This window comes from Streptomyces sp. NPDC048506 (genome assembly GCF_040651315.1).
Lineage (GTDB): Bacteria > Actinomycetota > Actinomycetes > Streptomycetales > Streptomycetaceae > Streptomyces.
Genome location: NZ_JBEZIX010000054.1, coordinates 1 through 24,477, shown reverse-complemented (window position 1 = coordinate 24,477; position 24,477 = coordinate 1). Strand labels below are relative to the sequence as shown.

The 24,477-nt window shown below is 72.3% G+C and carries 19 protein-coding genes and 1 tRNA gene; 13 read left to right on the top strand and 7 right to left on the bottom strand.

Annotated elements, in window-relative coordinates:
* Positions 1–36 precede the first annotated feature (36 nt).
* Together AB0C96_RS34125 and AB0C96_RS34120 are read left to right on the top strand one after the other, a co-directional pair.
* Complete coding sequence (locus AB0C96_RS34125; protein WP_362922931.1) at positions 37–357, top strand: hypothetical protein; 321 nt, start codon at positions 37–39, stop codon at positions 355–357.
* Between the two features lie 163 nt (positions 358–520).
* Positions 521–2,527 (top strand): FUSC family protein, encoded by a 2,007-nt coding sequence (locus AB0C96_RS34120; protein ID WP_362922930.1) that lies wholly within the window; start codon positions 521–523, stop codon positions 2,525–2,527.
* A gap of 157 nt (positions 2,528–2,684) precedes the next feature.
* Here AB0C96_RS34120 and AB0C96_RS34115 read toward each other — a convergent pair whose 3' ends face one another.
* From AB0C96_RS34115 to AB0C96_RS34095, 5 genes are all read right to left on the bottom strand, one after another.
* Complete coding sequence (locus AB0C96_RS34115; RefSeq protein ID WP_362922928.1) at positions 2,685–3,950, bottom strand: Cmx/CmrA family chloramphenicol efflux MFS transporter; 1,266 nt, start codon at positions 3,948–3,950, stop codon at positions 2,685–2,687.
* Positions 3,951–4,541: 591 nt separating this feature from the next.
* Positions 4,542–6,440 (bottom strand): AAA family ATPase, encoded by a 1,899-nt coding sequence (locus AB0C96_RS34110; RefSeq protein WP_362922926.1) that lies wholly within the window; start codon positions 6,438–6,440, stop codon positions 4,542–4,544.
* Positions 6,437–7,843, bottom strand: a complete 1,407-nt coding sequence (locus AB0C96_RS34105; protein ID WP_362922924.1) for a hypothetical protein — start codon at positions 7,841–7,843, stop codon at positions 6,437–6,439. The genes AB0C96_RS34110 and AB0C96_RS34105 overlap by 4 nt, the downstream gene beginning before the upstream one ends.
* A gap of 153 nt (positions 7,844–7,996) precedes the next feature.
* Complete coding sequence (locus AB0C96_RS34100; protein ID WP_362922923.1) at positions 7,997–10,411, bottom strand: Tex family protein; 2,415 nt, start codon at positions 10,409–10,411, stop codon at positions 7,997–7,999.
* 141 nt (positions 10,412–10,552) lie between these two features.
* Positions 10,553–11,422 carry a hypothetical protein gene (locus tag AB0C96_RS34095; protein WP_362922922.1) on the bottom strand — a complete coding sequence of 290 codons (870 nt, stop codon included), beginning with the start codon at positions 11,420–11,422 and terminating at the stop codon, positions 10,553–10,555.
* Between the two features lie 510 nt (positions 11,423–11,932).
* Between AB0C96_RS34095 and AB0C96_RS34090 the strand changes: the two genes are divergently transcribed.
* Together AB0C96_RS34090 and AB0C96_RS34085 are read left to right on the top strand one after the other, a co-directional pair.
* Complete coding sequence (locus AB0C96_RS34090; protein ID WP_362922920.1) at positions 11,933–12,904, top strand: GlxA family transcriptional regulator; 972 nt, start codon at positions 11,933–11,935, stop codon at positions 12,902–12,904.
* A gap of 50 nt (positions 12,905–12,954) precedes the next feature.
* Positions 12,955–13,599 (top strand): DJ-1/PfpI family protein, encoded by a 645-nt coding sequence (locus AB0C96_RS34085; protein ID WP_362922918.1) that lies wholly within the window; start codon positions 12,955–12,957, stop codon positions 13,597–13,599.
* Between the two features lie 13 nt (positions 13,600–13,612).
* Here AB0C96_RS34085 and AB0C96_RS34080 read toward each other — a convergent pair whose 3' ends face one another.
* Positions 13,613–14,383 carry an enoyl-CoA hydratase-related protein gene (locus tag AB0C96_RS34080; RefSeq protein ID WP_362922917.1) on the bottom strand — a complete coding sequence of 257 codons (771 nt, stop codon included), beginning with the start codon at positions 14,381–14,383 and terminating at the stop codon, positions 13,613–13,615.
* Between the two features lie 54 nt (positions 14,384–14,437).
* Between AB0C96_RS34080 and AB0C96_RS34075 the strand changes: the two genes are divergently transcribed.
* From AB0C96_RS34075 to AB0C96_RS34065, 3 genes are all read left to right on the top strand, one after another.
* Complete coding sequence (locus AB0C96_RS34075) at positions 14,438–16,081, top strand: ABC-F family ATP-binding cassette domain-containing protein (protein WP_362922915.1); 1,644 nt, start codon at positions 14,438–14,440, stop codon at positions 16,079–16,081.
* Positions 16,082–16,166: 85 nt separating this feature from the next.
* A tRNA-Met gene (locus AB0C96_RS34070) sits at positions 16,167–16,240 on the top strand.
* A 258-nt stretch (positions 16,241–16,498) separates the two neighbouring features.
* A complete protein-coding gene (locus AB0C96_RS34065; protein ID WP_362922913.1) occupies positions 16,499–16,990 on the top strand; it encodes an ATP-binding protein in 492 nt (163 codons plus the stop codon).
* On the opposite strand, the gene idi is transcribed toward AB0C96_RS34065, so the two are convergent.
* Positions 16,965–17,576, bottom strand: coding sequence for an isopentenyl-diphosphate Delta-isomerase (gene idi, locus AB0C96_RS34060; RefSeq protein ID WP_362922911.1), 612 nt, complete (start codon positions 17,574–17,576; stop codon positions 16,965–16,967). The genes AB0C96_RS34065 and idi overlap by 26 nt on opposite strands.
* Positions 17,577–18,133: 557 nt before the next feature.
* Here idi and AB0C96_RS34055 point away from each other — a divergent pair.
* The 6 genes from AB0C96_RS34055 (at position 18,134) to AB0C96_RS34030 (ending at position 24,383) form a co-directional block, all read left to right on the top strand.
* On the top strand, positions 18,134–19,939 hold the full coding sequence (locus AB0C96_RS34055) for a DUF5941 domain-containing protein (protein WP_362922988.1): 1,806 nt from the start codon (positions 18,134–18,136) through the stop codon (positions 19,937–19,939).
* Positions 19,936–20,673, top strand: coding sequence for a phosphocholine cytidylyltransferase family protein (locus tag AB0C96_RS34050; RefSeq protein ID WP_362922909.1), 738 nt, complete (start codon positions 19,936–19,938; stop codon positions 20,671–20,673). The genes AB0C96_RS34055 and AB0C96_RS34050 overlap by 4 nt, the downstream gene beginning before the upstream one ends.
* Positions 20,661–21,722 (top strand): iron-containing alcohol dehydrogenase family protein, encoded by a 1,062-nt coding sequence (locus AB0C96_RS34045; RefSeq protein ID WP_362922908.1) that lies wholly within the window; start codon positions 20,661–20,663, stop codon positions 21,720–21,722. The genes AB0C96_RS34050 and AB0C96_RS34045 overlap by 13 nt, the downstream gene beginning before the upstream one ends.
* The gene (locus AB0C96_RS34040) at positions 21,700–22,479 is read left to right on the top strand and encodes a CDP-alcohol phosphatidyltransferase family protein (RefSeq protein WP_362922907.1); all 780 of its coding nucleotides are present in this window, start codon (positions 21,700–21,702) and stop codon (positions 22,477–22,479) included. The genes AB0C96_RS34045 and AB0C96_RS34040 overlap by 23 nt, the downstream gene beginning before the upstream one ends.
* 23 nt (positions 22,480–22,502) lie before the next feature.
* Positions 22,503–23,375, top strand: a complete 873-nt coding sequence (locus AB0C96_RS34035) for a glycosyltransferase (RefSeq protein ID WP_362922986.1) — start codon at positions 22,503–22,505, stop codon at positions 23,373–23,375.
* Between the two features lie 78 nt (positions 23,376–23,453).
* Positions 23,454–24,383 carry an ABC transporter permease gene (locus AB0C96_RS34030; RefSeq protein WP_362922905.1) on the top strand — a complete coding sequence of 310 codons (930 nt, stop codon included), beginning with the start codon at positions 23,454–23,456 and terminating at the stop codon, positions 24,381–24,383.
* Positions 24,384–24,477 lie beyond the last annotated feature (94 nt).

Here is a 24,477-nt window from a genome sequence, read left to right as displayed (position 1 = left end):
CGCCTCGGGCTTCCGGAGGGCCGCCTCCGCAGCGCGATGAGTGGCCGCGAACGGGGCCAAGAACGGGCCCAAGAACGAGGTCAAGGACGGGGCCGCCCCACCGGTTCGACGCGCGGGCCCGCCATCCGCACCCGCACCCGTGGTGAACTCCGCCGCTCCCGACGCCCGCGTGCCCACGCGTGCTGGGACCACCTCTACGCCGCCCCGCTGTGGCCGCTGCACGGCGCCAACCTCGGCACCCTGTTGCGCACCTGCGACGCGGTCGGCGCCTGTATGACCGTGCCGCGGTTCTCCTGGGTGCCCGAGGCGCTGGTGGCGGGGTCGCTGGTGCTCTACCGGCTGGCCGGGTTGCTCTGAGCGTGGGTGGTCGCCGCCTCGACCGCCACTCGTGATCTTGCGGTAACCCTCCGGCAGTGAGGCGGACAAACCGGCACCTTAGGCTGGTAGCAGCACCGTCGGCCGATGTCGCCCCTCGGATTCCGCTTTTCGCCCGTCCGTACGCCGTCGTCTGAGGAGGCCCATGTTCCGCGCGCCGCGCGCCGTCCCCGCCTGGTTGGCGCACCCGTTCCGCTGGCAACGACTGCCCGTCCCCTGGGCCGCCGTCGTCAGGGGCGCGCTGTGTGCCGGGCCGCTGCTCGGCGCGGGCATCGCGACCGGCCATCCGGCGCCCGGTGTGCTGGCCGGGCTCGGCTCGATGCTCGCCGGCGTCAACGACCGCCCCGGCACCCGCCGCACCGGCATCGTCCACATCGGCCTGCCCGCCCTCGCCTCGGCGCTCGGCATGCTGATCGGCGCCTCGCTCCAGGCGGCCGGCGCGGGCTGGTGGATCGTTCCGGCGCTGTTCGCGGTCGGCTTCGTCTCCGGCGCCGGCAGCGTGGCCGGGCCGGTGCGCTCCAACGCCGGGATGCAGATGCTGGCCACCACCGTCCTCGGCGCCGGGATGCCGCTGCCTGGTGCACCCTGGGCGAAGGCCCTCTACGTCCTCGCCGGCTGCCTGTGGTTGCTCCTGCTGCGCCTCGTCCTGCGCCCACCCCGCCCCGCGGGCGGCGCGCTCAGCGGCGAGCGGGCCGCGGTCGCCACGGTCTTCGACGCCCTCGCCGACGCCCTGGGCGCCGCCGGCGGACCCGGTGCCGAGCCGGCCAGGCGCCGGCTGACCGCCGCCCTGGACCGTGCCGACGAGGCCCTGCGGCTGCGCCGGCTGACCAACCGGCTGCACCGACCGGCCCGCGCCGAGGAGCTGCTGCTGGCCGAGCGGTTCGCCGCCGCCACCGCGTTGTGCGAGGCCAGCGTGGCGCTGCTGTGGGAGGCCCGTCCGCTGCCGTCCCGGGTCGCCGACAGCCCCCGGCGGTTCGCCACGGCGCTGCGCACCGGGCAGGCCCCGGGCCGGGTGTCCGCCCCGGAGACCAGCACCGCCGCGCGCGGCGCGTTCGACCAGGCGCTGCTGGACACGGCGGTGGCCTTCGCCCGCCGGGAGCCGTCGACACGACCCGAGCCGGCGCGGACACGTGCCGCCGCGGCACGTCCGGCCGCGGAATCCGGTCCGCTGCCCGCCCTCCGTCGGGCGCTGCGCATCGCCGCCGGACGAGCCCGGCCCGGGCGCGGCCTCTTCGAACCCGCCGGACGGGACTACGGCCTCCGCGTCGCCGTCTGCATCGCCGCCAGCGCCGCGGTGGCCCTGCTGCTGCGCGCCGACCACTGGTACTGGCTCCCGGCCACCGCCACCTTCCTCGTCAAGCCGGACCTGGGCCCGCTCTTCTCCCGTACGGTCAACCGCTTCGCCGGGACCGTGGCCGGTGTGCTGGTCTTCGCCGGTGCGGGGCTCCTGCTCACGGGGGCGTGGTGGCCCGCGTTGGTCGCCGGCGCGGGCGGTGCGCTGCTGCCGTTCGCCACCCGCCACTTCGCCCTCCAGACCGTGGCGATCACCCTTATGGTGCTGTCGTTCGTGCACGTCAGCGGGGATCCGCAGGCGGCCGCCGAGCGGATCGTCGACACCTCCATCGCCTGCGGCATCGTGCTCGTCGTCGGGCACCTGCCGCGGCTCGCGAACCCGCGTCGCCGGGTCGGGCAACGCGTCACCGCGGCGCTGCGCGCCACCGAGCGGTTCCTACGGCACGTACTGGAGTCGGACCCCGGCCAGGACCCCGCCCAGCGGCTCGCGCTGCGCCGCGCCGCCTACCGGGCACTGGGCGAGGCCAGGACGGCGGCGGAGACCGCAGCGGCCGAACTCCTCGCCGCCCGGAACCGCAACCCCGACTGGCTGACCGTGGTGACCGCCGCCGAACGCATCATGGACGCCGCGACCGCCTGCGCCGTACGCCTCGACCACGGCGCCCACCGCCCGGAAACCGCCGAGTCCGAGCGGCTGTGCCGGGCCCTCTCCGCGATGGCCGACGCCCTCGACGCCCCGCGCCGCCGACGGGACACCACCCTCCCGGACCCCGATCTCCCGCCGTTCCCGGACTGCGCCACGCTCACCGACGTGGCGGCCGAACTGGAGCGCATCCGCGGATTCGCCGGGGCGAGCTGATCAGTGGCGCGGGCCGGCCGCCCCCCCCGCGGCGATCCGGGCCGCAGCCCGGCGGATGCCGGATACGACCACGGGCCCGAACTCGCCGCCAAGGACGTGCACATGTGCAGCGTCGGTACGGCGTGGATCACCGACGGGAGTCTCGGCACGGGGTGGATCACCGACGGGAGTCCGCGGCCGGCTCCGCTCCGACGGCCCGGTCCGCCCGGCGACGCGAGACCCCGTGCGCCGTCCCTCCGATCAGCAGGGCGAGAGCCACCAGCAGCGCGCTGACCCACACCGGCGCGCGGTAGCCGACGCCGGCGGCCAGCACGCTCCCGCCCAGCCAGGGGCCGAGCGCAGCCCCGACGTTCAGCGCGGCCGTGGCGAACCCGCCGGCCAGGGTCGGGGCCCCGGTCGCCGCGTAGAGCGCCTGGGAGACGAGGGTGGAGCCCACCGCGAACGACAGGGCTCCCTGGACCAGGACGAGCACCACGGCCACCGCCGGACAACCGGCCGTCAGGGCCAGGACGGACCAGCCGAGGCACAGGACCGTCCCGCCGGCCGTCAGGAGCGGTACCGGCCGGGTGTCGGCCAGCCGCCCGCCGACGCTCACACCGACGAACGAACCCAGGCCGAAGAGCGCCAGCACGGCCGGCACCCATCCGGGGCCGACGCCGGTGACGCCGGTGACCAGGAGCGCGAGGTAGGTGAATGTGCAGAAGGTCGCCCCGTTCACCAGGGCACCCAGGAGCAGGGCCACCAGCAGCCGCGGGCGGCGCAGCGCACGGAGCTCCGCGCGTGCCCCCGGCCCACCGCGGCCGGCCGCCGCCCCGTCACTTCCCGCGCTGCCTCCGACGGAGGCCCGGTGGCTGCTGTCTCCGACGGCGTCCCGGTGGCGTGCGGCCGGCACCGACCGCACGATCGCCAGGACGGCCGGCATGGAAACCAGGGCCACCGCCCAGAACGCGGAGCGCCAGCCCCACAGTTCGCCGAGCAGGGCGCCCGCGGGCACCCCGACGACGCAGGCCATGGTGGTGCCGCCCAGCAGGACGGAGGTGGCACGGCCCTTGGCGTTCGGGGCGACCGCGGCGGTGGCGGTGGCCAGGGCCACGGCCAGGAACCCCGCGTTGGCCAGCGCCGCGAGCACCCGGGTGGCCAGCAACACCCCGTAGCTGGTGGTGAGCGCACCAAGCACATGGACCAGTAGGAACGCGATCAGGAAGGTCAACAGCGCACGCCGGCGCGGCCAGTGCAGGCTCAGCAACGCCATCAGCGGCGCGCCGACGATCATTCCGAGGGCGAAGGCCGAGGTCAGTGAGCCTGCGGCCGAGACCGAGACATGCAGATCGGTGGCGATGTCCGGCAACAGGCCGGAGAGCATGAACTCGGAGGTGCCTTGGGCGAAGACCGCCAGTCCGAGCAGATAGAGGAAGAAGGGCACAGCAATACTCCGCAACCGCAGGGTGGATCGACAGGGTGCGGCGGCAGCCACGCAGCCTCTCTCGGGCCATGACGTCATCGCAGAACGACCGGAGGATCGGACGCCCCGACGACTGACCAAACGGACCGACCGGAGCATTCCGACTGACCGGAGCACCCCGACCGACCGGAGCGACCGGTGCGGACATCCGGCTGGAGGAGGGCGACGCGGCTACCGCGCAAACGACCTGGGCGTCCTGGAACGGAAGCGGCGCATGCCTCAAGTCGGGACATGCCTCAGGTCGGGAAGAGCCCGTACCACGGCGATCCGATGGCGGGGGAGCGCAGCCCGGCGTGCGGCGCGACGAGGCGGCGCTATGGCGGGACGACGCAAGGAGCCACCGGACGACCGGTGGCTAGCGTCTTGACGCCTCGGGGCTGGACATGGCCGCAGGCTAACCGCGCCCGGCGGGTCCCGTCCAGGCAATTACGGCACCATCCGGAGAGGGACGGCCTGCGGGGCGCCTCACCCCAGAGGCGCCCCTCGGCGGTGACGTCACTGGCGGGACGCCACCGCAAGACCCCCAACTGCCGGGTCCTCAACTCCCCTTCCTCACCGCCGGGGTATCAACGCGAACACCTCGATCCAGAACCGCTGGGCATCCCTCGCTGCGCCCACCAGGTACGTGGACCGCAGCTTCGGCGGGAGCAGCGCGACCAGTCGGGCCACCTCGTCCCGGTGCTTCTCCAGCTGGGACAACTCCGCGTTCGCCAGCACCTGATGGACCAGGTCGGTGTCGTTCGCCCCCTCGCTGGAAGCGCTCGCCGCCTTCCGCAGCCGGGCCTCCCAGGCGTCCACCTCCCGGGCCAGCTCCCGCAGGCCGGTGACCGGGCGGTCACCGAGGCGGTCGACGAGGGCGGTCAGCGGTACCGGGGCGTACTCGCCGTCACCGAGGTAGACCGTGCCCATCTCCAGCGGCAGCCCGCGCTGGTGGAGCTTGATCAGCCGCTCCAGGGTGCGCTTGGTGATCCACGCCCGACCGTCCTCGTCGATGTCGTGCTTCCACCACTCCAGCACCGTCTCGGCGACGGCACCGTACTTCGCGATCAGCCACTCGTTGGCCGGGATGTCGCCCGGCTCGACCGTCAGCGAGGCGGTGAAACGGGTGGCCTGTGCGATGTTGTTCCGGGCGACCAGGAGCTTGCGTCCCAGGTGGTACGGCGGATTCTGCACCGCTATCTGGGCCCGCAGGTTCTCGATCCGACGCCCGGCCAGCGACCACTCCTGAGTGATCTCCATCAGCTTGGCGAACGCGGCCTTGTCCTTGGGGCGGTTGTACTCGTCCCAGACGATCGCCTTGGGCTCCGGGCCCAGGAACGGCGCGGCGAGGAGGTTCTCCAACGAGCCGTCGGCGGTGGGGATCGGTGCGCAGAGGTCCTCGACATTGGTCACCGGCAGGGAGAAGTACAGCGGTTCGCGCCCGCCCAGGCCCGCTCGGACGGTCTCGCGCACCAGCTCCGTCTTGCCGCACCCGGGCGGCCCCTGGAGCAGCACCGACCAGCGGTTGCGCAGTGCGGCACGGACCACCGCGCGCACCGGGTCCGGAATGGTGGCCGGGTTGTCGACCCCCACCGCCGCCGCGATCCGGTCCAGCACCTCGGTCGTACGGTCCTTGCCCGGCGTGCCGTCGGCCTTCCGCTCGACCAGCCGCAGCCGCTCGCCGTTGACCAGCGGCAGCCCCCAGCGCAGCGGGAAGCCCTCACGGGCATTGGCCAGAATATGGTCGACGGTGCGCGGCGAGAGCAGCTCGCGCAGCGCCGGCCCGAGGGCGGCCCAGGCCGTGAACACCTCGCGCAGATTCCAGTTGTGGTACTTCGCCGCGAGCTGATGGCGCCAGGAGGTGTCGTTGGCGGTGATCTTGATCGTCACCATGCGGTCCAGGACGGCCAGGTCGCTGCGCCGGGCCGCCGTCTCGGCCAGCGATTCGTTGTCCGTCAGGAAGACACCGATGCAGCCCAACTCCCGCAGGTCGTACTCGCCCAGGGTCCAGTTGCAGGCGATCTGCATCAACTGCGACTGGATCGTCGCCCCGGCCTGGAGCGAGTCGTCGATCAGCAGCACGAACGGCTTACCGGGGCGCAGCTGGCTCATCACCAACTGCCGCAGCACCAGTTCGCCGGTCCTGGCGTCCCGCACCGGGGCGTTGGCGAGCAGATCGTCCGGGGTGAGGTTGGCGGCCGGCACGAAGACCAGCTCGGCGTCCGGATGGGCCTTGGGCAGATGGGAGAAGAAGGTGGCGGTCTTGCCGATGCCGTGCTCGCCGAAGATCTGGCCGGTCTGGCCCATGTCGATCATCGCGTCGATGAACGACTCCAACCGGGACACGCCCGTCCAGCCCTCGGGGGGCTCGGGGTATGTGGCGGTCGGCCGCCAGCCCGCGGGCCGGGCCGGGGCCGCGGCCGCGCGCGCCGCGCCGGCGGTCGGCATCGTGATCGGCGTGGTCGTGCTCATCGGTCTCCTGTCGTCACACGGTGGCAGGCCATCGGCGGGGTGTGGTGGTCGGGCCAGTCGTCGCCGCCCGGCGTGATCAGCCAGATCCACTTGTCCGGTTCGGCGGGGGTGATGTGCGGGGCGTAGCCGTCGGTGAGGACCACCACGGCGTCCGGGACCTCCTCGAAGCAGCGACCGTCGACCGCCGTCCGGCCCTCGACGTAGTCGACCACCGCCTGGAAGCTGGTGCCCCCGCCGCCGTACACCCGCTCGCCGGGCCGGAACGGCATCACCACCCCGTCGAACGACAGCCAGTGGGCGGACACCCCGTCGATCGCGCCCACCAGCTCCGTCAGCCACGTCACCACCCCGTCGGGCATCGAGCCCGAGGTGTCGTACGCGATCACCAGGTTCTTCTCCCGCACCGGGCCGCGCCGCGACAGCATCGGATCGTGCCCCAGCGCCGCCAGCAGGGCGCCGCGCTTCTTCGGATAGACCAGCCGCTCGCCCTCGTGCAGCTTCGAGCCGAGGACATCGACCAGCCAGCGCTGCCACCAGTCGACCTTCGCCGTCCGCGGGGTCTCGCCACGCAGCGCCCCCGCGCCCAGCCGCCCCCAGACCCGGCTCGCCCGCTCCGAGGTGCCGTCCGTACGGTCCAGCAGGTCAAGCAACTCCCGCTCCGCGCCCGGATGTCCGCGCCGGGCGGCGAGCAGGGAATTGAGCAGCGCGGAGGAGACCAGCTCGTCGACGGTGTCCTGGTCGCCGCCCGCCGTGCCCGGATCCACGAGGTGGACACAGGACACCGCCGGCACCGGCGGCTGCCGCATCCGCTTCAACTCCGAGAAGACCGTCATGTCGGTCTCCACGAAGTCGTCGTAGCCGAGCGGATCGAGGCCCTGGGAGGTCAGATCGGCGACGTAGTCCCGGTGGACCTCGCGCGGGTCGACCCCCGTGGGGCTGCCGTCGATCAGCGGCAGCTCCTTACGGCCGAGCCGCACCAGCGCGACGTGGTTGATGGCGACCTCGGCCGCGAGGGTGAAGACCGGATCCTCGCGCAGCTCGGGATCGGCGAAGAGATGACGGTGCACCAGATGCCGCGCCTCGTGGAAGAGGACGAACTTGACGCCCTCCAGGCCGAGTCGGGCGAAGAACTCCGGGTTGTAGAGCAGCGGGCAGCTGCCGTCCCCGGAGGCCACCACGGCGGCGGTCGCCACGGCCGTCGTCGCTATCTGCTGGTGGCACTTGGCGTAGATCCAGGACGCCACCACGGAGTCCGTCAGCCCGAAGTCCAGCAGCGCGGCCTCCTTCAGCCGCCGCGCCTCCTCCACCACCGCCGGATCCGCCGGCCGCCAGCGCTCCAGCGCCCGCCGGTCGACGACGTCGACCACCGGGCGGTGCCCCGCCGTCCGCATGCCGTACGCCATGCCCAACCCCCGTTCTCAGCTGCTCCCATTCGTACCAGGAGCCACTGACAACGGAGCCTCGCGGCGGTCCGTCGGGCAGGGGACAGGGGGTGGGCCAGCCGGCGGCAACAGCGGCGACGGCGGCCCGCGTCGGCCGCCGTCGCCACCCGTCCGTCAGCGGCCGCCCCGCTCCTTGCCCAACAGCCCGGCCCGGCGCAGCGCGTCCGCCATGGCGCCGTTCGCCGGTCCGGCATCGCGGCTGCCCCGCTGATCGCCCCGCTGGCCGCCGCCCTGCCGCTGCCGCGGTGCACCGCCGCGGCCGCCGTCGCGCGGCCCGCGGCCGCCGCCCGCACCGCCGCGCCGCTCGCCACCGCCCACCGGAGCGGCCTTGCCGTGCTCGTCGTCCAGCCGCAGCGTCAGCGAGATCCGCTTCCGCGGAATGTCGACGTCGAGCACCTTGACCCGCACGATGTCGCCCGGCTTCACCACGTCCCGCGGGTCCTTGACGAAGCTCCTCGACATCGCCGAGACATGGACCAGACCGTCCTGATGGACACCGACGTCCACGAACGCCCCGAAGGCGGCGACATTGGTCACCACGCCCTCCAGGAGCATCCCCGGCTGGAGGTCGCCGATCTTCTCCACGCCCTCCTTGAAGGTCGCGGTCCTGAACTCGGGCCGGGGGTCGCGGCCCGGCTTCTCCAGCTCCTGGAGGATGTCGGTCACGGTCGGCAGACCGAAGGAGTCATCGACGAAATCGGCGGCCTTCAGGGTGTGCAGCACCGACGTGTTGCCGATCAGCGAGCCCACCTCGGCGCCCGCCGCCCGCACCATCCGGCGCACCACCGGGTACGCCTCAGGGTGCACGCTGGAGGCGTCCAGCGGGTCGTCGCCGCCCCGGATCCGCAGGAAGCCCGCGCACTGCTCGTAGGCCTTCGGGCCGAGCCGCGACACGTCCTTGAGGGCCTTGCGGGAGCGGAACGGGCCGTTCTGGTCCCGGTGCGCGACGATGTTCTCGGCCAGGCCCGAGCCGATGCCGGACACCCGCGAAAGCAGCGGCGCGGACGCGGTGTTGACGTCCACGCCGACGCCGTTCACGCAGTCCTCGACCACCGCGTCCAAGGAGCGCGACAGCTTCACCTCGGACAGGTCGTGCTGGTACTGGCCGACGCCGATCGACTTGGGATCGATCTTGACGAGTTCGGCGAGCGGGTCCTGGAGGCGGCGGGCGATGGACACCGCACCGCGCAGCGAGACGTCCAGGTCCGGCAGTTCCTGCGAGGCGAACGCGGAGGCGGAGTACACCGAGGCGCCCGCCTCGGACACCATCACCTTCGTCAGCTTCAGCTCCGGCTGCGCGGCGATCAGGTCGACCGCCAGCTTGTCGGTCTCCCGGGAGGCGGTGCCGTTGCCGATCGCGATCAGTTCGACGTCGTGCTCACGGGCCAGCTTCGCCAACGTGGCCAGTGCGGCGTCCCACTTCTGCTGCGGCACATGGGGGTAGATGGTCTCCGTCGCGGCCACCTTGCCGGTCGCGTCCACCACCGCGACCTTCACACCCGTACGGAAGCCGGGGTCCAGGCCCATCGTGGCGCGGGTGCCGGCGGGCGCCGCCAGCAGCAGATCGCGCAGGTTCGACGCGAACACCCGGACCGCCTCGTCCTCGGCGGCCTGCCGCAGCCGGAGCCGCAGGTCGATGCCGAGGTGCACCTGGACGCGGGTGCGCCAGGCCCAACGGACCGTGTCCTGGAGCCACTTGTCGGCCGTGCGGCCGCGGTCGGCGATGCCGAAGCGGTGCGCGATGGCCCGCTCGTAGGCGCTCGGGCCCTCGGCGGCCGCCGACGGGTCCTCCGGCTCCAGGCTGAGGTCGAGGACCTCCTCCTTCTCGCCGCGGAACATCGCCAGCACCCGGTGCGAGGGCAGCTCGGTGAACGGCTCCGCGAAGTCGAAGTAGTCGGCGAACTTCGCGCCGGCCTCCTCCTTGCCCTCGCGCACCTTCGCCGCGACCTGCCCGCGCGACCACATCCGCTCGCGCAGCTCCCCGATCAGGTCCGCGTCCTCGCTGAACCGCTCGGTGAGGATGGCCCGCGCACCCTCCAGGGCGGCGGCCGGATCGGCCACGCCCTTGTCGGCGTCGACGAACGCCGCGGCGGCCGCGGCCGGCTCCACCGACGGGTCGCCGAGCAGCCCGTCGGCCAGCGGCTCCAGCCCCGCCTCCCGTGCGACCTGCGCCTTGGTGCGCCGCTTGGGCTTGAACGGGAGGTAGATGTCCTCCAGCCGCGCCTTGGAGTCGGCGCCGCGGATCTGCGCCTCCAGGGCGGCGTCCAGCTTGCCCTGGGACCGTACGGACTCCAGGATCGCGCTCCGCCGCTCCTCCAGTTCTCGCAGATAGCGCAGCCGCTCCTCCAGGGAGCGCAGCTGGGCGTCGTCGAGCATCTCGGTGGCTTCCTTGCGGTAGCGCGCGATGAACGGCACGGTCGAGCCACCGTCGAGCAGCTCGACCGCGGCCTTCACCTGCCGCTCCTTGACGCCGAGCTCCCCGGCGATCCGCGCTTCGATGGACCCGATGGGCTCAGTGGATGCCGTCACGTTGAACCTGCCCGCCTTCCAGCTCGTGCTTCGAGCCTGCATTGTGCCGGTTGGCGGGCCGGACTGTCGCACCGCCCGGCCGGTGGGGCCGGGGTGTGAGAAGCCGCACGCACGCCCCGGCGGGCCCACCGGTGGGAAGCCCTACTTGCCGAACAGCGACGCGGGGAACGCTCCAGCGCCCATGGCGGTCGTGGTGAAGCCGGTCGCCAGCTCGGTGAGCCGGGCCACGCCCTCGGCACCCAGGTGCTCGTACGGCCCCCGGTCCAGCCGGTCCGTGGTGCGCTCCAGGTCCTTGCGCAACTGGACGCCGGCCTCGGTCAACTCGCCCTCGGCGTCCAGGAGCCCGCGGGTGCGCAGCCGCTCCTGTGCGGCCTTCAGGTCCTCCTCCGACCAGCCGCGGGTCGCCAGCACGCCCTGGTAGGTCATGCCGCGGCCGGTGGCGGTATGGGTGACCAGTGCCTCCACCGCGTCCAGTTCGGCGTCGAGCAGAGCCATCAGGTGGCCGTCGCCGCGGTGTTCGCGCAGCAGCGTCGAGGCGTGCCAGTAGGCCAGGTGCGGGGCGTCCGGTACGGGCAGATCGGCGTGCGCGGCATACAGGGGCCGGGCCCGGCGGCTGCAACCCTCGGTCGCGCGCAGCGCCAGCTCCGCCGCCTCGGCCATCTCCGACGACTCGACCGTCTCGTCGCCGAGCAGCCGCCGCAGCGTCCCGTCCACGGCCCGCAGCCGGGCCGCCAGCACCTCCTCGGGCGTGGTGACCGTCCAGACGTGCGGGACGTGCTCGGCGATCAGCTCGTACCGGAAGTTGTAGAAGGTCGCCGCGATGGCACCTGGGCCCACCGCACCCATGGCCGCGCCACGGGTCGCGAAGTATCTGGCACTGCGCTTCTCGATGCCGAGCTTCGCCATCTCGGCGGAGAGCTCCGGCGCGAAGTAGTGGGCGGAGTGGAAGGGATTGACGACGTTGTGACAGGTACGGCCGGCCTGCTCGGGCAGCGCGCTGGATGAAGTCATGGGGGCAGGGTACCGACCCGTCGGTATGGCGGTCCGCGGTGCTTGGCTTGACCTCCCACGTTTTCGGCTTTCTCGCCGTGGCCTGGCGGCCGGCGTTCTCCCCACGTTGTTGGCTTTCTCGCCGTTGCGCCTGCGGCGGGCGGTGCCGCTGCGCGGGGCTGTTCGGCTGCGGGTGTGGTCCTGCGGGGCTGGGTTTCCGGACTGCTTCGCTTTACGTCCGGACACCCAGCCCCTCCGGCCCCCACCCTCCCGTGGGTGGGAAGGAAGAAGGCCGGTGGGGGCTCGCACGAGTGGTCCCCTGCCCGCAGTGAACTGACAGGGCCCGCCCCCACAAGTAATCCACCCACTCACCGCACCCAACAACACCACGCCCGCCGCAGGCGCAACGGCGAACAACACCCACGGCGGGAAAGCCAAAAACGTGGGGAGACCGCCGGCCGCCAAGGCCACGGCAGGAAAGGTGGGATTTCCGTCATTGCCGCCACCACCACCCCTCGCCAGGATGGACGCATGGAACAGCGCGATGTGCTGGTCGTCCTCTTCGACGATGTGCAGGCCCTCGACGTCACCGGCCCCGTCGAGGTCTTCCACGGTGCGGCCCAGGGCGTTCCGGGTGCCTACCGCATCCGTACCGCCAGCCTCGACGGTGCCCCGGTGCGCACCAGCAGTGGCCTCACCCTCGTCCCGGACGGGATGCTCGCCGATGCCGCGCCGCCGCACACCCTGCTGGTGCCCGGGGGCCAGGGCACCCTGGCCCCCGATCCCCGGCTGGTCGACTGGCTGCGCGGCAACGCCCACCGGGCCCGGCGGAAGGTCTCCGTCTGTAGCGGGGCGCTGTTGCTGGCCGAGGCCGGGTTGCTGGACGGGCGCCGGGCGACGACCCACTGGATGCTGTGCGAGAGCTTCGCCGAGCGGTTCCCCGAGGTGCACGTCGAGCCGGACCCGATCTACGTACGGGACGGTGATCTGGCGACCTCCGCGGGGGTGACGGCCGGAATCGACCTGGCCCTGGCGCTGGTGGAGGAGGACCACGGCCGGGATCTGGCGCTGACCATCGCCCGGCACCTGGTGGTCTTCCTCCGCAGGCCGGGCAACCAGACCCAGTTCAGCGCCCAGCTCGCCGCGCAGACCGCGGAGCGGCGGCCGCTGCGCGACGTCCAGCAGTGGATCAGCGAGAACCCGGCGGCGGACCTGTCCGTCGACGCGCTCGCATCCCGCGCGGGCCTCTCGCCACGGCACTTCGCCCGGGCGTTCCGCGACGAGGTCGGCATGACGCCGGGACGCTATGTCGACCGGGTGCGTCTGGAGGCCGCCCGCCGCCGTCTGGAGGACACCGTCGACGGCGTCGAGCAGATCTCCCGCCGCTGCGGTTACGGCACCCCCGAGGCGATGCGCCGCGCCTTCCTCCGGGTCCTGGGCGCGCCTCCGGCCGAGTACCGCCGCCGCTTCCAGCCGGCCGGCCCCGGACCGCCGGCCGACTGACTTCCCACGAGCACACGAACTCCATCGGACCCACGGACAGGAGAACCACCGTGCAGATCGCCATCCTCCTCTACGACCGTTTCACCGTCCTGGACGCCATCGGCCCCTACGAGACACTCGGCCGGCTCCCCGGAGCGGAGACGGTGTTCGTCGGCGAGCGCACCGGCATCCACCGCAGCGACCTGGGCTCCGCCGGGCTGGTCGTGGACGCCGCGCTCGACGAGGTCACCGCGCCGGACATTCTCGTCGTGCCCGGCGGTCCCGGGCAGCGGGCGCTCATGGAGGACGGCCCGCTGCGCGAGTGGATCCGCGCCGTCGACGCCGGCACCAGCTGGACCACCTCGGTGTGCACCGGCTCGCTGATCCTGGCCGCCGCCGGCCTGTTGAAGGGCCGTCGGGCCACCTCCCACTGGCTGGCGCTGGACCAGCTGCCGGTGTTCGGCGCCGAGCCGACCGGGGAGCGGGTGGTCTTCGACGGCAAGTACGTCACGGCGGCCGGCGTCTCGTCCGGCATCGACATGGGCCTGGCGCTGGCGGGCCGGATCGCCGGGGACGAGGTGGCCCAGACGATCCAGCTCGGCATCGAGTACGACCCGCAACCGCCCTACGACGCGGGCGCACCGGACAAGGCGCCGACCGAGATCACCGCGACGATGCGGGAGTACGGCCGGGCCGTGCTGGCCGGAGAGGCGTAGGCCGGCCGGCCCGTCAGCCCGCGGGCCAGGTGAAGCGCGGCGCCCTGCGCTCCAGGAAGGCGGCGGCACCCTCCAAGGTGTCGCCGCTCGCGTGCGCCTGCGCGGCCCAGTACGCGCCGCGCTCCTCGGCCCGGTCCGGCGGCACGTCCCACGCCCCGTTCGCCAGCTCCTTCGCCGCGGTCTGGGTCAGCAGCGACCGGCTCGCCAGGACGGCGGTGAACTCCGCCACCCGCTTGCCCAGCTCGCCCTCGGCCAGCACCTCGTCCACCAGACCCGTCCGCAGCGCCCGGGCACAGTCGATCAACTCGCCGGAGAACAGCAGGTACTTGGCGGTGGAGAGGCCGACCAGCCGGACCAGCCGCCGGGTGGCGGACGCCGGGTAGGCCACCGCGAGTTTGGCCGGTGTCACCCCGAACAGCGCGCCCTCCTCCGCGAACCGCAGATCGCAGGCGGCCGCCAACTGGGCGCCGCCGCCGACGCAGTAGCCCCGTATCGCCGCCAGCGTCGGCCCCGGGAACGCCGCCAGCGCCTCCTCGGCCGCCACCGCCAGCCCCTGCGACTCGCCGGCCGCCTCGCGCAGCGAGGCGATGTCCGCACCCGCGCAGAACGTCTCGCCCTCACCGGTCAGCACCAGCGACCGTACGGAGCGGTCGGCGGCGAGACGCTCCAGCAGGGGCGGCAGGTCCCGCCACATCTGGTCGGTCATCGCATTGCGCTTGCCGGTGTTGCTGATGGTGACGGTCGCTGTGCCGCCGCTCACATGCGTCTTCAGACCCGGTTCCATGCCCGGATATTAGAGCGACCGGCACGGCGGCGGCCGGATACGATCGGCGGTCTGATGTCAGCAACACTCGTCGCCAAAGACCTCGCCGCCGGCCACGGCGAGCGCGTCCTGTTCTCCGGCCTCGATCTGGTCGTCGCCCCCGGTGACGTGATCGGCCTCGTCGGCGCCAACGGCGCGGGCAAGTCCACCCTGCTGCGCCTGCTGGCCGGCCTGGACACCCCCGAGCAGGGCACGCTCTCCCTCAGCCCGCCCACCGCCACCGTCGGCCACCTCCCGCAGGAGCCCGACCGCCGGCCCGGTGAGACCGTACGGGCCTTCCTCGCCCGCCGTACCGGCGTGGCCGCCGCCCAGCTCGCCCTGGACGCCGCCACCGAGGCACTGGTCGAGGAACGGCCCGGCGCGGACGACGCCTACGCCACCGCGCTGGAGCGCTGGCTCGCGCTGGGCGCCGCCGACCTGGACGAGCGCGCCGAGGAGACCGCCGCCCAGCTCGGCCTCGCCGTCGGCCTCGACCAGCCGATGACCACGCTCTCCGGCGGTCAGGCCGCCCGCGCCTCACTCGCCTCGCTGCTGCTCTCCCGCTACGACGTCTTCCTGCTGGACGAGCCGACCAACGACCTCGACCTGGACGGCCTGCACCGCCTGGAGACGTTCGTCACCGGCCTCCGCGCCGGCACCGTCCTGGTCAGCCACGACCGCGAGTTCCTGACCCGTACGGTCAACCGCGTCGTCGAACTCGACCTCGCCCAGCAGCAGGTCAACACCTACGGCGGCGGCTACACCTCCTACCTGGAGGAGCGCGAGCGCTCCCGGCGCCATGCGCGCGAGCAGTACGAGGAGTACGCCGATACCAAGGCCGCCCTGGAGACCCGCGCCCACACCCAGCGCAACTGGATGGAGAAGGGCGTCAAGAACGCCCGCCGCAAGGCCCCCGACAACGACAAGATCGGCCGCAAGGGCCGGGTCGAGGCCACAGAGAAGCAGGCCGCCAAGGCCAAGCAGACCCAGCGGCTGATCGAGCGGCTGGAGGTGGTCGAGGAGCCGCGCAAGGAGTGGGAGCTGCGGATGGAGATCGCCGCCGCGCCCCGGGCCGGCGCGGTGGTGGCCACGCTCCGCGACGCCGGCGTCCGGCGCGGCGACTTCTCCTTCGGCCCGGTGGACCTCCAGATCGACTGGGCGGACCGGGTCGCCATCACGGGCCCCAACGGCTCCGGCAAGTCCACGCTGCTCGCCGCCCTCCTCGGTCGGCTCCCGCTGGAAACCGGGCACTCCGCGCTCGGCCCCGGCGTGGTGATCGGCGAGGTCGACCAGGCCCGGGGACTCTTCCTGGGTGAGGAACCGCTGATGGACGCCTTCCGGGCCGCCGTGCCGGACATGGCGCCGGTGGACGTCCGCACCCTCCTGGCGAAGTTCGGGCTGAAGGCGGCGCATGTGCTGCGCCCCGCGGACACCCTGTCGCCGGGCGAGCGCACCCGTGCCGCGCTGGCCCTGCTCCAGGGCCGCGGGGTCAACCTCCTCGTGCTGGACGAGCCGACCAACCACCTCGACCTGCCGGCGATCGAACAGCTGGAGTCCGCGCTCGCCTCGTACCCGGGCACGCTGCTGCTCGTCACCCACGACCGGCGGATGCTGGACGCGGTGCACACCACGCGCCGGATCGAGGTCGACGCCGGACGGATCACCGACCGGGCCGTGTGAGCGGGGGCGGAGCCCACCCCGGGACGTCCGTGATGATTATCGATTTGGTTCTGGGGCGGGTGACCCGTACTGTTGGGGAAACCGACGCGGGGTGGAGCAGCTCGGTAGCTCGCTGGGCTCATAACCCAGAGGTCGCAGGTTCAAATCCTGTCCCCGCTACTGATCACGTACAGCAGGCCCGGTGCCCAGGCACCGGGCCTGCTGTGCTGTGTGTGGTCGATGTGACGGAGTGGTCGGGGTGGCGGGGATCGTTCGGTGCCCAGGCCGGGGTTGTCCGGCAACACGGAACAAAGGGAACAGGAGCGGTCGTCCGGCCGCTCGAATCGCTTGCAATCGGCCAGAAGGCGTCGATAGAGGCTGACTTGTGTTCAGCGGGCCGGTCCGGACCAACGCATTCTCAACACTCTTCCTGTGAGGATGCCTTCCGGACCCCCCGCAGAACCCCCTGAAGAGCTGACCTCCCCGCTCGCGTACGAAGGTGTCTGGCGGTTCACCGCCCCGGCACTGGAGGCCTCGGTGCCGCAGGCCCGCCACGCGGTCCGGGATCTGCTCGACGAACAGCGCGTGCCCGTGGCCGCCGACATCCTGGACACCCTGCTGCTCATCGTCTCCGAGCTGGTCACCAACGCCGTCCAGCACGCGGCGCTGCTCTCACCGCAGATCGCCGTGCAGGTCGCCATCGGCGCGAACTGGCTGCGGGTCGCGGTCGAGGACGACCACCCGTACCGCCCCAAGGCGCTTGAGGCGGACGAGGGCGATGTCGGCGGCCGGGGGCTGTGGCTGGTCAAGACGCTCACCGCCGAGGTGGGCGGCAAGTGCGACGTCGAGCACACGGTGAACGGTGGCAAGGCCATCTGGGCCGAGCTTCCGCTCACCCGGCTCGCTACCAGCCCGCCGACGGTCCGGTGAGCTCGCGCACCGCCGGACGCGCCGCGTCCAGCACGGTCATGAACCACGACGAGAACGGCGCCCGGGCATGCCGCTCGGCCAGCTCCTCCGGCGTCACGAACGCAATCTCGCCGACCTCCTCGGGGTCCGGCGCCGGCTCGGCCCGGACCACCCCCACGAACAGGTGGTTGTACTCCTGCTCCACGAGGCCGGAGTCCGGATCGGGGTGGTTGTACCGCACCGTGCCCGCCTCGGACAGCAGCGCGGGCGCCAGCCCCAGCTCCTCCGCGGTCCGGCGGGCCGCGGCCACGAACGGCTGCTCGCCGGGGTACGGGTGACCGCAGCAGGTGTTGGACCACACACCGGGGGAGTGGTACTTGCCCAGCGCCCGGCGCTGTAGCAGCAGCCGCCCCTTCTCGTCGAAGAGAAAGACCGAAAAGGCCCGGTGCAGCTGCCCCGGAGGCTGGTGCGCCGCGAGCTTCTCCGCGGTGCCGATCGTCGTCCCGTCCTCGTCGACCAGCTCCAGCATGATCGGTTCGGCGGCGCCGTCCGGCGTGCTCACCGCCGCGTCGCCGGCGGTCTGTCCGTTGGCAGGTGTGATCGGCATGCCCATCCTTGTCGTTGGTCGTCGATGCCCAGTCTGCCCTAGTCAGGTCCCCATCACCGGCACAGTGGGTGCGCGGCGCCACACCCCGCGCGCTCCGTCCGCCGAGTGCGCCCGCCGTGAGAGGGGCCACATCCGCGCCGCCGGACCGTCGCCGACGGTCATCGACCGGTTCGGCACGGTGACGACGGCGGCGCACGGTGATCACCCGCGGATCCGGGATGGCTCTCGCCACACCTGCCCCGGTACAACCCGCCCGCCCCGTGACCAGCCGTCCCATATCCGGCGCCGCATCGGGTGCCCAGGTCACGGGCCAGTTGTTCAGGCACCACCCGATCCACCATGATGATCGCGGCAGACACAGCCGTCGGTCACTCGATCGTGCGGTGAATGCACGGTGAACGGCCGCATCCGGCGATCCGATAGCCTCTGCCGACGTGCCACCCAGCCCTCCGGGCGCCAGGTGTGCCGCGCCCGCTGCCCGGGTAGTTCGTATCGAATGCGCATCGACTGCGGACACGGCCCGTGCTGCCTTGTCAGCCTTCAAGGAGTGAGTTCGTCTGTCGACCGCCATCCTCACCGGTCCGCCGGTCGCCGGGTCGCCGCTCGAAGCCGACCTGCGCACGCTGGGCTTCGACGTCCGCACCGCCGACGATCCCGCGTCCGTCGCGGAGCTGGTCGCCGGTGCGCCCGCACAGGAGCGGATCGCCGTCGTCGACCCCCGGTTCGTCGGCCACCTGCATGCGCTGCGGCTGGCGCTGACCGACCCCCGCTTCCCGGCCGCCGCCGTCCCGGGGGCGCTCACCGCACAGCCCGAGGCGCGCCCCGCGCTGGCCCGCGCGGTCGGCCGGATCCCGGTCGGCGCCGGCACCGCCCACCTCACGGACGTCCTCACCGAGACCCTCACCGAGTCCCTCGACCGCGACGCCGTCGGACTGCACCGCGTCGAGCTGGGCAGCCTGGTCGCCACCGTCGCCCTCACCCCCGCACAGCGCGAGGAGGCGCGACAGGCCGTCGAGGCCGTCGACGGTGAGGCGGTACGGCTGCGCACCGCCGTGAAGTCCCGCGACGGGTTCTTCACCACCTTCTGTATCAGCCCGTACTCCCGCTACCTCGCCCGCTGGTGCGCGCGCCGCGGCCTCACCCCCAACCAGGTCACCACCGCGTCCCTGCTCACCGCCCTGATCGCGGCCGGCTGCGCGGCCACCGGAACCCGCGGCGGGTTCGTCGCCGCCGGCTTCCTGCTGCTCTTCTCCTTCGTCCTGGACTGCACCGACGGGCAGCTCGCCCGCTACTCCCTCCAGTACTCGACGCTGGGCGCCTGGCTGGACGCCACCTTCGACCGGGCCAAGGAGTACGCCTACTACGCGGGCCTCGCCCTCGGGGCGGCCCGCGGCGGTGACGACGTCTGGGCGCTGGCACTCGGCGCGATGGTGCTCCAGACCTGCCGGCACGTCGTCGACTTCTCCTTCAACGAGGCGAACCACGACGCGACCGCCAACACGAGCCCGACCGCCGCACTCTCGGACAAGCTCGACAGCGTCGGCTGGACGGTCTGGGCACGCCGGATGATCGTGCTGCCCATTGGCGAGCGCTGGGCGATGATCGCCGTGCTCACCGCGCTGACCACCCCGCGCATCGTCTTCTACGCCCTGCTCGTGGGCTGCGCGCTGGCGGCCTGCTACACCACGGCCGGCCGGGTGCTGCGCTCGCTCACCCGTCGGGCCCGGCGCACCGACCGGGCCGCCCGGGCGCTGGCCGACCTCGCCGACTCCGGCCCGCTCGCCGAGCTGATCGCCGGCCGTGCGCGCGGCCGCGGCCGGACCGGTTCCTACCTCGCGCCCGTTATGGCGTTTCTCTCGGCCGCGGTCATCCTGGTCTGGGTGATCTTCGAGGACGACCCCGCCTCCTGGCTCACCGTGGGCGTCGCCGTCTGCTCCGCGCTGCTGGCCGGAGCGGCGGTGTCCCGGCCGCTCAAGGGCGCTCTGGACTGGCTCGTCCCGCCCCTCTTCCGGGTCGGCGAGTACACCACGATCCTGGTGCTGGCTGCCCGGTCGGACGCCCCCGGAGCGCTGCCCGCGGCGTTCGGGCTGGTCGCGGCCGTCGCCTACCATCACTACGACACGGTCTACCGCATCCGCGGTGGCACCGGAGCCCCTCCGCGGTGGCTGGTCCGGGCGACCGGCGGGGCCGAGGGACGGATCCTCGTGGTCACCGTCCTCGCCGCCGCGCTGTCCCCCTCAGGTTTCACAATCGCGCTCACGGCCCTCGCTGTGGTCCTGGCGCTGCTGGTGCTCATCGAGAGCATCCGCTTCTGGGTGTCCTCCCAAGCACCCGCCGTACACGATGAAGGAGAACCCGCATGATCGGCCTCGTGCTGGCTGCCGGCGCCGGACGGCGTCTGCGCCCCTACACCGACACCCTGCCCAAGGCCCTGGTGCCGGTCGACGGGGAGACCACCATCCTCGACCTGACCCTCGGCAACTTCGCCGAGATCGGCCTGACCGAGGTCGCGATCATCGTCGGCTACCGCAAGGAGGCCGTGTACGAGCGCAAGGAGGCCCTGGAGCAGAAGTACGGCCTCAAGCTCACCCTCATCGACAACGACAAGGCCGAGGAGTGGAACAACGCCTACTCCCTGTGGTGCGGTCGTGACGCCCTCAAGGACGGCGTGATCCTCGCCAACGGCGACACCGTGCACCCGGTCTCCGTCGAGAAGACCCTGCTCGCCGCCCGCGGCAACGGCCAGAAGATCATCCTCGCGCTGGACACCGTCAAGCAGCTCGCCGACGAGGAGATGAAGGTCGTCGTGGACCCCGCCAAGGGCGTCCAGAAGATCACCAAGCTGATGGACCCGGCCGAGGCGACCGGTGAGTACATCGGCGTCACCCTCATCGAGGGCGAGGCCGCAGCTGAGCTGGCCGACGCGCTGAAGACCACCTTCGAGCGGGACCCCGACCTCTACTACGAGGACGGCTACCAGGAGCTCGTCAACCGCGGCTTCAAGGTGGACGTGGCCCCGATCGGCGACCTCAAGTGGGTCGAGATCGACAACCACGACGACCTGGCGAAGGGCCGTGACATCGCATGCCAGTACTGACCCGCCTCATTCCGTCCCCGGTCGTCGTTGACATCAACGCCGGCGCCCTGGACGACCTGGCGGGCCTGCTGGCCGATCAGCGCATCTCCGCGTCCGGCAAGCTCGCCATCGCGATCAGCGGTGGCTCGGGGGCGCGGCTGCGCGAGCGGCTGTCGCCCGCGCTGCCGGGCGCCGAGTGGTACGAGGTCGGCGGCGGCACCCTGGACGACGCGATCAAGCTCGCCGACGCCATGAAGAAGGGGCACTACGACGCGGTCGTGGGCCTCGGCGGCGGCAAGATCATCGACTGCGCCAAGTTCGCCGCGGCGCGGATCGGCCTGCCGCTGGTCGCCGTCGCGACGAACCTGTCGCACGACGGCCTGTGCTCGCCGGTCGCCACCCTCGACAACGACGCGGGCCGGGGCTCGTACGGCGTGCCTAACCCGATCGCCGTGGTGATCGACCTCGACATCATCCGTGAGGCTCCGGTCCGGTTCGTCCGCTCCGGCATCGGCGACGCGATCTCCAACATCTCCGCGGTCGCGGACTGGGAGCTCTCGCACCGCGAGACCGGCGAGGCGATCGACGGACTGGCCGCCGCCATGGCGCGCCAGGCCGGCGAAGCGGTGCTCCGGCACCCCGGCGGCGTCGGCGACGACGGCTTCCTCCAGGTGCTGGCCGAGGGCCTGGTCCTCACCGGCATCTCGATGTCGGTGGCCGGCGACAGCCGCCCGGCGTCCGGCGCCTGCCACGAGATCAACCACGCCCTGGACATCCTCTACCCCAAGCGCGCGGCGAGCCACGGCGAGCAGTGCGGCCTGGGCGCGGCCTTCGCCACGCACCTGCGCGGGGACAAGGAGACCCGTGACCTGATGGTCGAGGTGCTGCGCCGGCACGGTCTGCCGGTCACGCCGGGTGAGATCGGCTTCACCGACGAGGAGTTCATCGAGGCCGTCGTCTACGCACCCAAGACCCGCCCCGGGCGCTACACCATCCTGGAGCACCTCGACCTGTCCACCGACCAGATCAGGGACGCTTACGCCGACTATGCACAAGCCGTCAGTAGCTGAACTCCGCCCGGTCGTGCACCCCGAAGGGGTCAAGGACCGGCGAAGCGGTGAGCACTGGGCCGGTCGCCTCTACATGCGGGAGATCTCGCTGCGGTGCGACCGGTACCTGGTGAACACGCGGGTCACGCCCAACCAGCTGACCTACCTGATGACCGTCTTCGGCGTGCTCGCGGCCCCGGCACTGCTGGTGCCGGGGATCGCGGGTGCCGTGCTCGGCGTGCTGATGGTTCAGCTCTACCTGCTGCTCGACTGCGTCGACGGCGAGGTCGCGCGCTGGAAGAAGCAGTTCTCGCTCAGCGGCGTCTACCTGGACCGGGTCGGCGCCTACCTGTGCGACGCGGCGGTGCTCGTCGGCTTCGGCCTGCGCGCCGCCGACCTGTGGGGCTCCGGTCGGATCGACTGGCTCTGGGCCTTCCTCGGCACCCTGGCGGCCCTCGGCGCGGTTCTGATCAAGGCGGAGACCGACCTGGTCGGCGTCGCCCGCCACCAGGGCGGGCTGCCGCCGGTCAAGGAGGCCGCGTCCGAGCCGCGCTCGTCGGGTCTCGCGCTGGCCCGCAAGGCCGCCGGGGCGCTGAAGTTCCACCGGCTGGTCCTCGGGATCGAGGCGTCCCTGCTGATCCTGCTCCTGGCGATCATGGACGCGGTGCGGGGCGACCTGTTCTTCTCCCGGCTCGGCGTCGCGGTGCTCGCCGGTATCGCGCTCCTCCAGACGGTGCTCCACCTCGTGTCCATCCTCGCCTCCAGCAGGCTCAAGTGACGGGGGCCGAGATGGACACGGGTCTGCGCGTCGGCGCGGTCGTCATCACCATGGGCAACCGCCCCGAGGAGCTGCGTGCGCTGCTGGACTCGGTCGCCAAGCAGGACGGCGACCCGGTCGAGATCGCGGTGGTCGGCAACGGGTCGCCGCTGCCCGAGCTGCCCGACGGCGTACGGACCGTCGAGCTGCCCGAGAACGTCGGGATCCCGGCCGGCCGCAACGTCGGCATCGAGGCCTTCGGGCCCGGCGGCAGCGACGTCGATGTCCTGCTCTTCCTGGACGACGACGGTCTGCTGGCCAAGGAGGACACCGCCGAGCTGTGCCGGCAGGCGTTCGCCGCGGACCCCGAGCTCGGCATCATCAGCTTCCGGATCGCCGACCCGGACACCGGCGAGACCCAGCGCCGCCACGTACCCAGGCTGCGCGCCTCCGACCCGATGCGCTCCTCGCGGGTGACCACCTTCCTCGGCGGTGCCAACGCGGTCCGCACCACGGTCTTCGCGGAGGTCGGCGGGCTGCCCGACGACTTCTTCTACGCCCATGAGGAGACCGACCTGGCCTGGCGGGCGCTGGACGCGGGCTGGCTGATCGACTACCGGTCGGACATGGTCCTCTTCCACCCGACGACGGCCCCGGCCCGGCACGCGGTCTACCACCGGATGGTGGCCCGCAACCGGGTCTGGCTGGCCCGCCGCAACCTGCCCGCCCCCCTGGTTCCGGTCTATCTCGGTGTCTGGTTCCTGCTCACCCTGGCCCGTCGGCCGTCCCGTCCGGCGCTGCGGGCCTGGCTGGGCGGCTTCAAGGAGGGCTGGGCCACCCCGTGCGGTCCCAGGCGCCCCATGAAGTGGGCTACCGTTTGGCGACTGACCCGACTGGGCCGCCCTCCCGTCATCTGACAAGCTCGTATCTGAGAGCATCAGGCGCGAACCGGGGCGTAGCCCCGGCAGCGCATCTTGAGGACGAAAGTGTCAACTGTGAGCGAGACCACGCACGACGGTGCGGTCGCCATGAGTGCCCCGCCGGCTTCCGACGAAGGGCTCACCGCCGCCGAGCGGGCCCAGAAGTACGGGCTGGCGCAGAGCGGGGCCCGTCCCGGCCTTCCGGAGTACATCCGGCAGCTGTGGCACCGGCGGCACTTCATCTCCGCCTTCTCCAGCGCCAAGCTGACCGCGCAGTACAGCCAGGCCAAGCTGGGGCAGGTCTGGCAGGTGGCCACGCCCCTGCTGAATGCGCTCGTCTACTACTTGATCTTCGGTCTGCTGATCGGCACGAGGAAGGGCGTCCCCGACTTCGTGCCGTTCCTGGTGACCGGCGTCTTCATCTTCACCTTCACCCAGAGCTCGGTGATGGCCGGTACGCGGGCGATCTCGGGCAACCTCGGTCTGGTGCGGGCGCTGCACTTCCCGCGTGCCTGTCTGCCGATCTCGTTCTGCCTGATGCAGTTGCAGCAGCTGCTGTTCTCGATGGGTGTGCTGGTCCTGATCCTGCTGGGCTTCGGGCAGTTCCCGACCTGGTCGTGGCTGCTGGTGTTCCCGGCGCTGGCGCTCCAGTTCGTGTTCAACACCGGTCTGGCGATGGTCATGGCGCGGCTGGGCTCGAAGACCCCGGACCTGGCGCAGCTGATGCCCTTCATCATGCGGACGTGGATGTACGCGTCCGGCGTGATGTTCAGCATCGACCTGATCCTGAAGGGCAAGCACGTCCCGAAGATCGTGGAGATCCTGCTCAACGGCAATCCGGCCGCGGTCTACATCGACCTGGTGCGCTTCGCGCTGATCGACAGTTTCACGGCGGACAAGCTGCCGCACCACGTGTGGGCGTTCGCCGGCGGCTGGGCGCTGCTGATGGGCGTCTTCGGCTTTGTGTACTTCTGGAAGGCTGAGGAGCGGTACGGACGTGGCTGAGCAGAACAACGGCGTCCAGCCGACGGCGGCGGCCGGGGAACGCATCCCGACCGTGATCGCGGACGAGCTGCACATCGTCTACCGGGTCTACGGC

Coding starts and splice junctions, on each gene's coding strand:
- AB0C96_RS34125 (WP_362922931.1), top strand. CDS start 37: ATGAGTGGCCGCGAACGGGGCCAAGAACGGGCCCAAGAACGAGGTCAA.
- AB0C96_RS34120 (WP_362922930.1), top strand. CDS start 521: ATGTTCCGCGCGCCGCGCGCCGTCCCCGCCTGGTTGGCGCACCCGTTC.
- AB0C96_RS34110 (WP_362922926.1), bottom strand. CDS start 6,440: ATGAGCACGACCACGCCGATCACGATGCCGACCGCCGGCGCGGCGCGC.
- AB0C96_RS34105 (WP_362922924.1), bottom strand. CDS start 7,843: ATGGCGTACGGCATGCGGACGGCGGGGCACCGCCCGGTGGTCGACGTC.
- AB0C96_RS34095 (WP_362922922.1), bottom strand. CDS start 11,422: ATGACTTCATCCAGCGCGCTGCCCGAGCAGGCCGGCCGTACCTGTCAC.
- AB0C96_RS34090 (WP_362922920.1), top strand. CDS start 11,933: ATGGAACAGCGCGATGTGCTGGTCGTCCTCTTCGACGATGTGCAGGCC.
- AB0C96_RS34080 (WP_362922917.1), bottom strand. CDS start 14,383: ATGGAACCGGGTCTGAAGACGCATGTGAGCGGCGGCACAGCGACCGTC.
- AB0C96_RS34075 (WP_362922915.1), top strand. CDS start 14,438: ATGTCAGCAACACTCGTCGCCAAAGACCTCGCCGCCGGCCACGGCGAG.
- AB0C96_RS34065 (WP_362922913.1), top strand. CDS start 16,499: ATGCCTTCCGGACCCCCCGCAGAACCCCCTGAAGAGCTGACCTCCCCG.
- idi (WP_362922911.1), bottom strand. CDS start 17,576: ATGCCGATCACACCTGCCAACGGACAGACCGCCGGCGACGCGGCGGTG.
- AB0C96_RS34050 (WP_362922909.1), top strand. CDS start 19,936: ATGATCGGCCTCGTGCTGGCTGCCGGCGCCGGACGGCGTCTGCGCCCC.
- AB0C96_RS34045 (WP_362922908.1), top strand. CDS start 20,661: ATGCCAGTACTGACCCGCCTCATTCCGTCCCCGGTCGTCGTTGACATC.
- AB0C96_RS34040 (WP_362922907.1), top strand. CDS start 21,700: ATGCACAAGCCGTCAGTAGCTGAACTCCGCCCGGTCGTGCACCCCGAA.